The sequence below is a fragment of the Mangrovibacterium diazotrophicum genome (genome assembly GCF_003610535.1).
In the GTDB taxonomy this organism is placed as follows: domain Bacteria; phylum Bacteroidota; class Bacteroidia; order Bacteroidales; family Prolixibacteraceae; genus Mangrovibacterium; species Mangrovibacterium diazotrophicum.
This window is the reverse complement of record NZ_RAPN01000001.1, coordinates 2,407,388-2,420,904: the sequence shown is the minus strand read 5'-3', so window position 1 is coordinate 2,420,904 and position 13,517 is coordinate 2,407,388. Positions and strand designations below refer to the sequence as shown.

General features: G+C 45.4%; 10 protein-coding genes. 3 read left to right on the top strand and 7 right to left on the bottom strand.

The genetic code is table 11. The annotated features are described in order from the left end of the window. Positions 1-86: 86 nt before the first annotated feature. Positions 87-434: a hypothetical protein gene (locus BC643_RS09570; RefSeq protein WP_120272875.1), complete on the bottom strand. Its 348-nt coding sequence runs from the start codon at positions 432-434 to the stop codon at positions 87-89. A gap of 195 nt (positions 435-629) precedes the next feature. Here BC643_RS09570 and BC643_RS09565 point away from each other — a divergent pair, with 195 nt between their 5' ends. After that, positions 630-3,146, top strand: coding sequence for a S9 family peptidase (locus BC643_RS09565; protein ID WP_170154509.1), 2,517 nt, complete (start codon positions 630-632; stop codon positions 3,144-3,146). A gap of 309 nt (positions 3,147-3,455) precedes the next feature. Here the strand turns inward: BC643_RS09565 and BC643_RS09560 are convergent, their stop codons facing one another. The 3 genes from BC643_RS09560 to BC643_RS09550 form a co-directional block, all read right to left on the bottom strand. Continuing rightward, a complete protein-coding gene (locus BC643_RS09560; RefSeq protein ID WP_120272873.1) occupies positions 3,456-3,683 on the bottom strand; it encodes a FeoB-associated Cys-rich membrane protein in 228 nt (75 codons plus the stop codon). An 82-nt stretch (positions 3,684-3,765) separates the two neighbouring features. Further along, positions 3,766-6,267 (bottom strand): ferrous iron transport protein B, encoded by a 2,502-nt coding sequence (gene feoB, locus BC643_RS09555; protein WP_120272872.1) that lies wholly within the window; start codon positions 6,265-6,267, stop codon positions 3,766-3,768. Positions 6,268-6,281: 14 nt separating this feature from the next. Further along, positions 6,282-7,424, bottom strand: coding sequence for a carbohydrate porin (locus BC643_RS09550; protein ID WP_120272871.1), 1,143 nt, complete (start codon positions 7,422-7,424; stop codon positions 6,282-6,284). A 331-nt stretch (positions 7,425-7,755) separates the two neighbouring features. Between BC643_RS09550 and gpmI the strand changes: the two genes are divergently transcribed. Together gpmI and BC643_RS09540 are read left to right on the top strand one after the other, a co-directional pair. Next, a complete protein-coding gene (gene gpmI, locus BC643_RS09545; RefSeq protein ID WP_120272870.1) occupies positions 7,756-9,282 on the top strand; it encodes a 2,3-bisphosphoglycerate-independent phosphoglycerate mutase in 1,527 nt (508 codons plus the stop codon). A gap of 213 nt (positions 9,283-9,495) precedes the next feature. Next, positions 9,496-10,074: a DUF3109 family protein gene (locus BC643_RS09540; protein ID WP_120272869.1), complete on the top strand. Its 579-nt coding sequence runs from the start codon at positions 9,496-9,498 to the stop codon at positions 10,072-10,074. 95 nt (positions 10,075-10,169) lie between these two features. Here BC643_RS09540 and BC643_RS09535 read toward each other — a convergent pair whose 3' ends face one another. The 3 genes from BC643_RS09535 to BC643_RS09525 form a co-directional block, all read right to left on the bottom strand. Next, complete coding sequence (locus tag BC643_RS09535; RefSeq protein WP_147377189.1) at positions 10,170-10,739, bottom strand: hypothetical protein; 570 nt, start codon at positions 10,737-10,739, stop codon at positions 10,170-10,172. Positions 10,740-10,855: 116 nt separating this feature from the next. Next, positions 10,856-13,012 carry a hybrid sensor histidine kinase/response regulator transcription factor gene (locus tag BC643_RS09530; RefSeq protein WP_120272867.1) on the bottom strand — a complete coding sequence of 719 codons (2,157 nt, stop codon included), beginning with the start codon at positions 13,010-13,012 and terminating at the stop codon, positions 10,856-10,858. 74 nt (positions 13,013-13,086) lie between these two features. Continuing rightward, positions 13,087-13,368, bottom strand: a complete 282-nt coding sequence (locus BC643_RS09525) for a hypothetical protein (RefSeq protein WP_120272866.1) — start codon at positions 13,366-13,368, stop codon at positions 13,087-13,089. Positions 13,369-13,517 lie beyond the last annotated feature (149 nt).

Genomic DNA, 13,517 nt, shown 5'->3' with positions numbered 1-13,517 from the left:
AGTTGCTGGTCGTTTGGTAATAAACAGTTAATGGAAAGAAAAGATTAGGCCGGCAAAAATACCGGCCCTGAATGTTTGATCTTCGGTTACAGTTTTTCGAGATGATGCTGGCACCAGTTCATGCCTTCATTCGTAATTTTTAGCTTCTTGTCCAGGTCGTAGTAATAAAAGGTGACATCGTCGCCAACGCGCGTAAAACCGTCTCCTTCTTCCAGATCGTGCCGACGTTGTGCCTCAATCACTTCAATCAAACCCATGCGTGCCAAGTTCTTCTTGGCGTACTGGATTTCAGATCCTTTGAAATCGTGCAAACGCTGTTTGCCGTTGGTATCTTGTGCGTTCAAAACGCGCTGGAGCGACCACTCTGCCGGATTGCCTTCGTGGTAAAGGATATCCAGAATTTCCTGTTCAATTTGATTTAATTCTCGTTCCATCGTCTTTCAGTTTTAGGTTTTCCGTGTCTGTCGTGAATTAATAAATTATACTGAAATCGCAGAAACGAGTTTCGCAGAACTGGGTGGTTTGTGTTTATTTATCTTTTTGCTGGACTTTATCATATTGCTGGCTGTTAAATGTTCTTATTTTTGAACTATTCGATTCCAATCGATCAGATAAAAAAGATAAAGCCGATGAAAAAGTTACTTTTTGGCCTGCTGCTTTTTGGGGCAGCTAATCTTGTTTTTGCTCAAAATAAAATAAGTTGCAGCGAGTGGAAGACCACGGATTTTATTCAAATGTACCTGCCCGCCTTTGCTGCCGACGGATCAACTGACGGTAAGAAGTTCGAGCGCGCTGATTTGCTAGAAAAGGCTCAACTGGACGAGCGCCCTGAAACAAAATCGTGGCCAGGGTTGAAACTAGCCGGCGATAGTTTGCTGTCAGCCGTGGACGGCGAAAATCAACTGGTTCAGCTGGCTGGTTACCTTACAACCGACCGCTGGGTGAAAGCCAAAATGACGATTGCAACCAATGCCTTGTTCGAGCTGTATCTGGATGGACAAAAACTGAAGTCGCAGCCGAAATTAAGCGAGACTTCGGTGGATGTGGATCTGACATTGGAGACGGGCAAACATCAACTGTTTCTGAAGTTGATCAGCACAGATGCCAAAACAAAGTTTGCGGCGAGTTTGGCAACGGCCAACGATTTGAGTGAAGCCCGACTCGGCTGGACGACGAACGAAAAACGGACATTCACCATTTACGATGTGTTGAATGGCGAAAGCATTTCATCGGCTAAAATATCACCATCGGGGAAATATGTGCTGGTCAATTACAGTGAAGTGATTCCCGGGAGCGGAAAAACGAGCAAACATGCGCGGGTTTACGATTTGGAGCAAAAGAAGAATGTATTTGTGATTCGCAATGCAGAAGGTTACAGCTCCGGCTGGATGCCGAAGACCGATCGGTTGACCTATTCAGTGGCGAAAGATGGTACGTCGGACCTGTTTATTTACGACCTGAATACCGGAGAAGAACAAAAAGTAGCCTCCGCAATTCAGGATTTAGGGGCGGTCACATGGTCGCCAAACGAAGACTTTTTGATTTATTCGCAGTCAGTCGAAGCCGAAAAGCATGGTGATTTGAAGCGGGTTTACGGTAACGATGATCGCCTTCCGTATTTCCGTAATCGTTCCTACCTGTATTTACTGGATTTGAAATCAGGGCTTGTTAGTCCGCTCACCGCAGGTTATCTGTCGGCCAGTTTGCAGGATATCCAGCTAGATGGCACCAAAATATTGTTCTCAACCGAACGGATGGATTACTCGGAGGTTCCGTTTAGCAAGCAAAACTTATACGAAATGGATGTCCAAACCATGCAGATTGACACTGTTTGGAGCGAAAAACCTTACGGTGGTTCGTGTCAGTATTCGCCTGATGGCAAACAGCTGCTGGTTACCGGTGGTCCGGAGTGTTTTGGCGATTTGGGAGTAAATGTGAGCGAAGGTAGAATCCCAAACAGTTACGATACCCAGCTCTATCTTTTTAACATGGAAACGAAAAAAGCAGAAGCGTTGAGCCGCGATTTTGATCCGGCGATCAACAATGCTTATTGGTCTGCCAATGGAAATATTTACTTGTCGGTAACCGAAAAGGATTACGTTCGCTTGTACCGTTTCAACCTGAAAACGAAAAAATATACCCCGATTGAATTGCCGGTTGATGTGCTTGGCCCGATTGATTATGCCCGCGAGAAGTCGCTGGCCGTGTTTGAGGGAACAAGCATTAGCTCACCTGAAAAATTGTACATGCTGAACCTTGAACGTGGAAAAGCTGAATTGTTGGATTACCCGAAGGAGCAGCAATTAGCTGACGTGGAGTTTGGGAAGAACGAGGATTGGAATTTTACGAATGCAACAGGAACGACTATTTATGGGCGAATCTATTACCCGGTGAATTACGATCCGGCAAAGAAATACCCGTTGATTGTGAATTATTATGGAGGAACATCTCCGATTAGTCGGTCGTTTGGTGGTCGTTACCCGGCCAATACCTGGGCAGCCAACGGGTACCTGGTTTATATTCTGCAGCCCAGCGGTGCGACAGGCTTTGGGCAGGATTTCTCAGCTTTACATGTGAACGGCTGGGGCCGTGACGCGATTGACGACATCATTGAGGGAACGCAGAAGTTCCTGGCAGCACACCCTTCGGCAGATGCTCAGAATGTAGGCTGTATCGGTGCTTCGTATGGCGGATTCACAACCATGTTGCTGCAAACCCGAACTGATCTGTTCAAGACTGCCATTGCGCATGCGGGCATTAGTGCCATTACCAGTTACTGGGGCGAGGGCTATTGGGGCTATTCGTACAGTGCCGGAGCAACCAAAGGAAGCTATCCCTGGAACCGCAAGGATATTTATGTCGACAACAGCCCGATTTATAATGCCGATAAATTTCAGAATTCAATCCTGTTGTTACACGGAACTTCTGATACCAACGTGCCTGTTGGTGAGAGTTTGCAATATTATGCAGCCCTGAAGATTTTGGGAAAAGATGTGGAGATGGTGCTGGTTGACGGGCAGGATCACCACATTCTGGATTACAAAAAACGGATTGAGTGGCACCAGACGATAATGTCGTGGTTCGATAAAAAACTGAAGAACCAACCGGATGAGTGGAATGAAATGTATCCGGATAAGCAGTTCTGAGTTAAAGATTGAGAGGAGCCTTCGTTTGCAACGGAGGCTCTTTTTTTGTACTGAAAGTTAGGCCCGCCGAGACGTAAAGACGAGATAGAACAAGGCGTTTATACCGATTGGAGGATACCCCGACAACTTTTTGACAACCATGACAACCGAATAGTCGTTCGTGTTTCAACTTTCACAACCTTTGGTTAGTCTCGGGCAAAGGCATTTTTGCATCAAACAGAAAGGCCGAATCTTTCGAAACAGCCTTTCTGTTGCTATGTTGAACCTCTGGCAGCTAATCTGCCTGAATTGAATTATCGATCTGAATGCTTAGTCGTGCTTTCCGGCAAAACGAATTTCACCTTTTTTAAAAGCTTTCAACTCCTGTCGGTTGAGCGGATGAAGTTTTCCCTTCTTTTTTAACTCACGTTTGAGATCGCAGCTTGCACACCCTCCGCATAATCCCTTTTCTTTGGTGATTAACGCTTTGTACGTGTTGTATCCAACTTTAATAACAACGACTGCGACAATGATCAGAGCGATAATATTTTGAATCATTTTTGTCAAGATTTTTAGATTTTCGGATTACTGGATTTTGAGACATCTTCCGGTCTGGTTATCCTGCAATCCGAACATCCGGTTATCCAATAAATAAACTTCCAATCTGGTAGATCCCGAAGGCTGCGATCCAGGCAATCGCCGTGGTGTAAACCGTCGTGAAGATCGCCCATTTCCAGTTGGCTTCCTTCTTGATGGCAGCAACTACCGCAACACAGGGGAAGTAGATCAGTACAAAAATCATCAGTCCAAAGGCCACCAGGGGGGAAAATACTTTTTGCCCAATTTTAGGGCCGCTGGTGTACGTCTGGCTTTGGAGTTTTTCCATGAGCGATTGCGACGTTTCGTCCGCTTCCATGCCGGCATGGTAAAGTACCCCCATCGAGCTTACAACAATTTCTTTGGCAGCCATCCCCGTAATAATGCTCATTCCCAATTTCCAGTCGAAGCCCAAAGGCTGAATAACCGGTTCAATGAAATGGCCCATTTGGCCGATGTATGATTTTTCCAATCTTTCTTCTTCTTTAGAAAGCTCCAACTGCCCGATTTGTTCACTTTTTAGGTCTTCGTTCAGTGTCGTGTTGTTTTCAACCTGCGCAATTTGCTGGTCGTAATCCTGTGTATATTCCACATTGCGCGGGTAGTAGCCCATTGCCCAGATAATGATGGAGGCGAACAAAATGACCGTACCCATTTTGCGCAAGTACTGCTGTCCTTTGTGCCACATGTGGATGGTCGTATTTTTCAGGGTCGGCATCCGGTAGGGTGGAAGTTCCATCACAAAAGGCACTTCTTTCTTCGCGAACAGCGTCTTCTTAAACAGCAAGCCTACCAATACGGCCAAGGCAATCCCGATAAAATAGATTAGGAATAAAATGGCTCCCTGGTGTGCAACAAAGAAGGCTGAAATCAGCAACACGTAAACCGGCAGACGCGCGCTGCACGACATGAACGGAATGATGAGCATGGTGAGCAAACGGTCGTTTTTGTTGTCGAGCGTGCGGGTGGCCATTACAGCAGGTACGTTACATCCGAATCCCATAATCAGCGGGATGAACGATTTGCCGTGAAGTCCCATTTTGTGCATCAGCTTATCCATGATGAATGCTGCACGAGCCATATAGCCCGAGTCTTCCATCAGCGAAATACAGAAGAACAAAATAAGGATGTTGGGCAGGAAGATGATCACACCACCAACCCCGCCGATGATTCCGTCGACGATCAGGTCCTTCAGCGCACCGTCGGGCATCAGGTTGCCAACAGTTTCTCCAAGCCAGCCAATACCGGCATCCATCCAGTCCATCGGGTAGCTACCCAGGGTGAAGGTTAGCTGGAAGGTGGCCCAGATGAAGAAAATAAAAATCGGGAATCCCCAGAATTTGTGTGTCAGAATTTTGTCGATTTCGCGACTATTTTCGCGACGTGTTTGAGCGCCCGGTTTATACGTTTGTTTCAGCGCACCGGCAATAAAACCGTACTTGGCGTCGGCGATCAGTGTCTCCGATTTGTCACCCAGAAGGCGCTCCAAACGACCGATTTCGTCATTTGCAACCTTCAACACGTCTTCGTAATTGGTATTGCTTTTCAGCAATTCCTGCGTGTTTTTGTCGTCTTCCAGTAATTTAATAGACAGGTAGCGGGTTGAGTAATTTTTATTGCGCGTCTCGTCTTTTTTAATTTCGGTTTGAATGGTCGAAATAGCCTGCTCTATGTCGGCACCGTAGTTGATGTGGATGTGGCGAACGATTGGGTCGCGCTCTTCATGAACTTCAATGATTTTATTGAAAAGCTCTTTCAAACCTTTGCCTTTTGATGCAACTGTCGGAACGATTGGAATTCCTATCATCTCACCCAGGCGTTTGTAATCGAACTTGACATCTTTTTGTTGCAGTTCGTCATACATGTTGAGGGCGATGACCACTTTGATGTTCATGTCGATCAGCTGCGTGGTCAGGTAGAGGTTGCGCTCCAGGTTGGAGGCATCAACCACATTGACCACAACATCCGGTTTGCGCTCGGCAATGTGGTTACGCACGAATAGTTCTTCGGGCGAGTATTCGGTAATGGAATAAGTTCCCGGCAAGTCGGAAATGCGGAACGAAAAATCGTTTTGGCGGAAGCGGCCTTCTTTAGCATCGATGGTGACACCGGCGTAGTTACCAACCCGCTCTTTCGATCCGGAAGCATAGTTGAACAAGGTTGTTTTTCCCGAGTTGGGGTTACCAACCAGGGCAACTGAGATATTTTTGCTTTTCTTGCCTCCCGATACTTTCAGCCGCTGCTGGTCGATAGTCCCCTCGAATTTGCCCGACAGGATTTGAGCGGCTTCATTCTCGGCAACTACTTCGATCATTTCAGCCTCGCTGCGGCGCAGCGAAACTTTGTAGCCCATGATCTCATATTCCACCGGATCCTTCATCGGGGCGTTTTTGATCACGGTCACTTTTTGCCCTTTCACAAATCCCATTTCTGAGATCCGCTTGCGGAAGGCACCTTGACCAAATACATATTTGATGACGGCTTCCTCGCCGGTTTTTAAACCAGCCAGCCTTTTTGTGTTGTTATCTGAGTTTTGTAAAAACATAGCGTCTGAGGTTTTTAAAATTCTAGTCCTAATCGAAACAGGCCAACCAAGGCATTATCCAGAGTGGCATCAGTGCCTCGCGGATTGATTACATATTGAATGTCTGGTTGGAAATAGATATAATCGTTTAGTTGCAACTTATATGTCAATTCAAATGTCGTTTCGTCTTTGCCGGCATCCTTATTCATCACGCCTTTGGCCATCGCCAGGCCAAACGTGTCTTTGCCTTTTTGCGAGAACAGTCCGGTGTAGTGAATACCGGTACCGATGTAGCCAACGTTGTCATTCCTGGGGCTAACTCCCAATTGGTAGAAAACGCTGAGTCCTTTGCCATATTCCTTTGCCGGGCTAACGCGGTGGTCGCCGACTACATAGAAACCGTAGTCCGATTCCAAATCATCCGAAACGGTTTCGTCTTCACAGTGCTGGTGGTAGAAGGTTCCCACTTTAATCAGTTGGGCACAATCTTCGTCGGCACTGCAATGAAAGTTTGCCTCGGCAACCCATAAAAGTGCGTCGGAGTAATTTAAGTCCCATTTCAAGTTGTATGGATTGTCATCAAAATCAATCGGACAGCCCTTGTAAATCGCTGTTTTCAGGTTCAGTCGGCTGGTTGCCTCCCAACAAATGGTGATACCCGGTGAAGTCAACGGGAAAATAGGTGCTGCAATGTTGTCGGCAATGATAGAGTGAATTCCGAAAGAGCTGTTGATGAAAAGGCCGCCAAACTCGCTATTGGCAAATTCAGCATTCAGGTCCTGAAGACCAATTGTTGTGTGGAAGTTTCCGAACGTCTGACAATACCAAAGTTCATATAAGAAGGTGTGATTTCCGGCTTCAATATTGGAAACAACCTGGAAATCGCCGATCAAATCAGCCGAAGGCTCTCCTCCATGTGTGTTTGCTCCGTGCAGCATAAACGTGCCGCCTTTCCACAGGCCGGCGTTCTCCGTATTCAGTTCGAGGAACAAATCGGCAAGTCCTAAATAGGTAGATCCCGTTTTGATACCTCCATTTAAATTCGAAACAAAGTCTCCTTTGTAGCCTCCATAGAAGCTTAAGGCCGGCTGCTTTTCTGCTTCATCCGCCCCCGCAAAGGCACCGCCTGTGGTGAACAGGGCCAATGCCATCATCCCGATGCATAATAGATTTTTCATACTCAAATAAGTGATTTGGTTTTTGTTGTAAAAGTATTTTCAGGAAGCAGGTCCATCAATCCCAAGATGTAGGGATTTTAATTATGCCGGTTGAACATATCAGAGAGGAGGCTGTTTATTTTTGGTTTTTTTCTGAAAAAAAGACCGAAAAATCCCAATTGTCAGGTCGTACGGTGAAGTCGGACTGATTCGAAAGCGGTTGAAGCTCAATGAACCAATTATTTAATTGTTAATTTGAGCAAGACGGGTAAAAGGCATTTCCAAAGCTGCCTAAAAAAGAATAATTTTGTGAGCCGAAATGATAAACAGTTTAAATCGATTATAAATTATTATGGCACAGAAAACACTTTTAATGATTCTCGACGGATGGGGTATTGGTGATGGTTCCGAACGCGACGTTGTTGCAACGGCTTCAACTCCTTTCATTGATTCGTTAATGAAAGAATATCCGAACTCACAATTGCTTACTTCCGGAGAAAATGTTGGTTTGCCAGACGGACAGATGGGTAACTCTGAAGTTGGTCACCTTAACATTGGTGCTGGTCGTGTTCTTTACCAGGACATGGTGAAGATTACCAAAGCCATCCGTGATAAATCAATGTGGGAAAATCCACAGCTGCTGAAAGCCTTTAATTACGCTAAAGACAACAATAAAAAAGTTCACCTGATTGGTTTGATTGGGCCTGGCGGGGTTCATGCGCTGAGCATGCACATGATCGCACTTTGCCAAATGGGTACTGATCTTGGTTTGAGTGATGTTTTCATCCACGGTTTGACTGACGGTCGTGATACGGACCCTCGTTCAGGTTACGGATTCCTGGAATCTGACCTGGAGGGATTGAAAGGTACAAACGGTAAGTTTGCTTCAATCATCGGTCGTTACTACGGAATGGACCGCGACAAAAACTGGGATCGCATGCGCCTGGCTTACGATCTTTATACCAAAGGTGAAGGTGAAAAATCGACCGACTTATTGGCTTCGGTAAAAGCTTCTTATGAAGCTGGTGTTACCGATGAGTTCATCAAGCCAATCTGCATGGTTAAAGAAGACGGAAGCCCGGTAGCTGTCATCGAAGAAGGTGACGTGGTTATTTGCTACAACTTCCGCACCGACCGCTTACGCCAAACAACAATTGCCTTTACACAAGAAGATTTGCACGAGTTCGACATGCACACCATGAATTTGGAATGGTACACCATGACCAACTACAAAGCAGACTTCAAAAACGTGAACGTTATTTTCGACAAAGAAAACCCAACAAATACTATGGGTGAAGTTGTGTCGAAAGCAGGATTGAAACAAATTCGTATTGCCGAAACGGAGAAATATGCGCACGTAACATTCTTCTTTAGCGGAGGTCGCGAGGAAGAGTTCCCGGGCGAAAAACGTTTGTTGTGTCCTTCTCCAAAAGTTCCGACTTACGATTTCCAACCTGAAATGTCGGCTCCAATGATTAAAGACGCCATCGTTCCTGAGTTGCAAAAAGGTGAAGCCGATTTTATCTGTTTGAACTTTGCAAACGGTGATATGGTTGGTCACACCGGCGTTTACGAAGCAGTGCTTAAAGCGGTTGAAGCGGTTGATGCTTGCGCGAAAGAAGTAGTAGAAGCTGCTCGTGCAAACAACTACAACGTGCTGATTATTGCCGACCACGGTAACGCGGACAACGCTGTTAACCCGGACGGATCGCCAAACACAGCTCACTCGCTGAACCCGGTTCCTTGTATCTATGTTAGCGACGACAAAAACCTGAAGATTCACGATGGTATTTTGGCTGACGTAGCTCCAACTTTATTGTCAGAAATGGGCATCGAAATCCCGAAAGAAATGACTGGTAAAGTTTTGATTGAACGCTAGTCGCAAATCAAATAAAACATGAGCCTCTCCTCTCGTGGAGGGGCTTTTTTAATGCAAAAATAGATCGTCATTTATAGTCTTTCACTATTGTCATTAGTCATTCATCGTCATTAGGTTTGGCGTGAGCTTCAACAATCAATGACAACAATTGACAATTTAATGACCACTAATGACAACGTGTGAAAAGAGGAAAAAATTGAATATATACGGACCATGCTCGAAATAGGAAAAACCATCGTTAGTTTTGATGTCGTTGAAGAACACTTCTTGTGTGATTTGCTAAAGTGTAAAGGCGCATGCTGTGTTGAAGGAGATTCCGGAGCACCGCTCACCAAGGAAGAAGCAGTGATTATTGAACAAATCTATCCTGTTTTCGAGCCTTACATTACCGAAGAAGGCAAAGAGGTTGTTGCAAAAAAAGGCACTTCTGTGATCGATAGCGACGGAGACCTGGTGACACCACTCATGAGTAACGAAGCCTGCGCTTTTGTGTTTGTCGACGAAAAAGGCATTACGAAGTGCGGTATCGAAAAAGCCTATCTGGATGGGAAAGTTGAATTTCGCAAACCTGTTTCCTGCGCACTTTTCCCAATTCGGATTACCGAATACAAGCGCTTTGATGCCGTAAACTACCAGGAATTGGATATTTGCAAACCCGGCCGTGAATGTGGTCGCGGGCAAAAGTTGCCTTTGTATCAATTCCTGAAAGTGCCATTGATCCGTAAATATGGCAAAGCTTGGTACGAGCAGCTTGCTTATGCTGCCGAAGAACGACCCTGGGAACAAAAATAACCGATCCTGTTTTATAGGATTTCCCGCACCCCTTTTAGTTTTTAGCACCGAATCCGAAACTGAACTCGGTGCTAAATGTTTGTTCTTCACACTTTTTATTTCAATACTAACGTGAGGTATCCGTCTTCGTCCCAACTGGCTATTCCGGTATCGGGATCTACCGTTCCATTCACGATATCTGATTCCCCGTACGCTCCCTCAAATCGGCCTGTCCCGTTTTTTATCACATTGTAGCCGCTAATCACACCGGTAGCGGCGTTGACCCAGGAATGGCTGTCGACAAAAATTTTATCGCCATTGGCTCTCGTGATTTCAACATTCGCATGGCTGTAAATGACCGGTCCTTCCGCAGTAAGGCTGAATTCGCAAAGATCCCTGTTGAAAAAGCTTTTCTCCTGAACGAAATCGCCAAAGATGCTTTTATGTCCGCTTACCCATCCACTGCCGGGTAACGCAACCTCATACTCAGGCGGAGTGCACGAAACTAAAGGAAGGTCAGCATTGGGAATAGCATCGACATGACCCTTGACCTGGAAGGTTTTTACTTTTTCGTATTTGGCGCTTTTGGTGACTGTGGTCGCATCGTTGTCCGGTTCAACAAACTCATCCTGACAAGCTATATTGATCATCAGGAATCCGATTAATAAAATAAGTACTCTTTTCATGGCTTTTGGTTTTTTGGGTTATTACAAGCTAATTTACCCCTAACGCCACGAATCGGGTTTATGGATTTTCCCGGAGTTTTTAGGATGCGTCCCAGTCTGAAAATTACTCCCAATTTTTAGTGATTGTCCGGCATGCGGTGTACAAAATCACTCGGACTTTGCCCGTATTCTTCTTTGAAAACCTGGCTGAAAGCAGACACACTTTTCATGCCGACTTCGTAGCCAACTTCGGTGATATTCATAGAGGTGGATTGTAGTAAATCTTTTGCTTTTTCCATGCGCATTGTGCGAATGTGCTTCGCAGCGGATTGATTGGTCAACGCCTTGAATTTCCGGTAGAGTTGTGATTTACTCATGGCCATTTCGCTGCAAAGCACCTGGATGTTGAAGAATTCATCGCCCAAATTGTTGCGGATCGTTTCGTCTATTTTTTGAATGAACTGATCTTCCTTCTGAAGGATTGGATCGGTCGAAAGTTCCCGTGTTTTATCGGTGCTGTATCTTCGGAAAAGCTTTCTTCTTAGTTCCAATAATTTTTGCATGCGTACCAGCAGCTCGCGTTGGTTGAAGGGTTTAACGATGTAGGCGTCGGCTCCGGTCTCTAAACCTTCAATCCGGGACGGAATATCGGCTTTTGCCGTTAACAAGATGATGGGGATGTGGCTGGTCCGGTAGTCGTCCTTCAGTTTTCGACAGAGCTCAAAGCCATCCATTTCGGGCATCATCACATCGCTAATAATGATATCCGGAATTTCTTCCACTGCGCGTTGGAAACCTTCTTTTCCTTCTTTTGCGGCAAGAATTGAAAAATGATTTTGATAGCAGGCTCTCAGGTAGCCAACCACATCGGGATTGTCTTCAATAATTAAAAGCCGTTGATGGTCGGGTGAAGCATTCTGTAGCAGACGATCTGTGTCAATATCGGCATCAACATCAATTTCGCAATCTGTGTTGATTTGCGCGACGGCTATCTCTGGAGCCGGAGTATAAGGGAGTTTCACCGTAAAGGCCGTGCCAATATCCGTGTGACTTCGTAATTCGATGGTGCCCTCCAGTAGCTCGACCAATTCCCGAGTTATGGCAAGCCCTATTCCGGCACCGCCCTGTTTGCGTGTGCTTTCGTCATCGACCTGGTAAAACCGATCGAATATGGTTTGTTGTTTTTCGGGCGGAATGCCAATGCCGTTGTCGACAATCTCGATACACATATGTTCGTCGCTTCGGTAAACCTTCATGTTGATCTGGCCATCGTCAGGTGTGAATTTGATAGCGTTGCTCAGGAGATTGGAAACAATTGAGGCCAGTTTTTCGGGATCAAACTCAATCTCGTACGACTGGCTTTCGGAAGAGAACCGCATGGAGATATTTTTTGCTTCGGCGTAGAATTCCTGCAACTGAAAAACATATTTTAGAAATGGAATGATATTGGCGCTGATCTTATTCACCGACATCCGGCCCGATTCCAGCTTGCTTAAATCCAGCATCTGGTCAACCAGTTGAAGCAGGTTTTTCCCGTTTTTGATGATGGTGTCCATTTTCGCGGGGATGTTTTGCTGGCCGTTGCTTTTGGCGGAATCCGCCAATCCCAGGATCACAGTTAGTGGTGTCCGAAATTCATGTGTAATGTTGGTGTACAATCGGGTTTTTGCATCGCTGATTTCCTTTTGCCTTTCGGCCTCCCGGTGTTCCAGGTTGGTGTAAATTCGTTGGGCGAGCAAGGCAAAAATGAAGAAAACAAAGGTACATGCCAACAAGGTTGCGGCAAACAAAATCAGGTTCCAATCCGATGGAATTAAGTCTTTTCCAGGGAGGCTTTTATCGGCAAAAGCCAAATAGATGACAGAGAGGAAGTAGGTAGAGAAAACCGGAATGATTTGTCGGTAGTTTTTAAAACTAAGTGATACCAAAACCGGAACAATACCGACGAGAATGATTCCGCCGCAGGTTAAAAGGCCGCCGGTGTGATAGGTGAAATAAAACACAATGGCGAGTAATCCAAGTTCTTTTGTCAAAATGAGGTATTGAACTTTTTTGATGAAAAAGAAGATGAGTAGCAGGATAAAGGCATAAATAATTCCGGTTAATCCAAAATGTCGAAGGACAGGAATATTGCCGATAACGGATTCAAGTACACAAAAACACATGCCTCCCAGAAATCCCATTTGTGTCCCAAAATGGAATTTGCGCATTTCTCTTTCCGAGGCATCAAATCGCTCGAAAAGTAAATAGTTTAGCTTTGCTTTAAACCCCGGCGGTGTGCGGATTGAACTCATGTTATTTTATAAAAGCCTTTCAATTGGGGGGCGTCAACGATTTTCAAATAGGAACATTTTTCCCGGAACGGGATTTAGTAGGCGTCTTTTACCTTGTGCTTTTGAATTAACTTATCCATTTTGTCAATCAGCTTCTCAAACTTTTTACGGTAATTGATGTCTCCCTCCGATTTAAGCTGATAGTATTTCTCCAGCTCGCTGTACCAATTGTCCTTGAAGAACCCAATGACATTCGAGTCGTCCGAATAAGCTTCTCCGACCAGTATTTTGTAGATTTTGTTCTTCTCGATTTGCTCTTCTTCTTTGATGATCTCGAGGGTTTCTTCTTCTTCCGGTGTCAATTTAATTTTAGCCATAATATCACGAATTTAGGTTTGAACTCGATCATTGGAACGATGGTTGGAATCAGAGCCGTCGTCAGGTAAGGCTTGTTGTTCGGCGGAGCTTCTGCGAACGCTTTGCTATGGGTGGAGGGATGGATTGGATGACACTGACATCATCATTT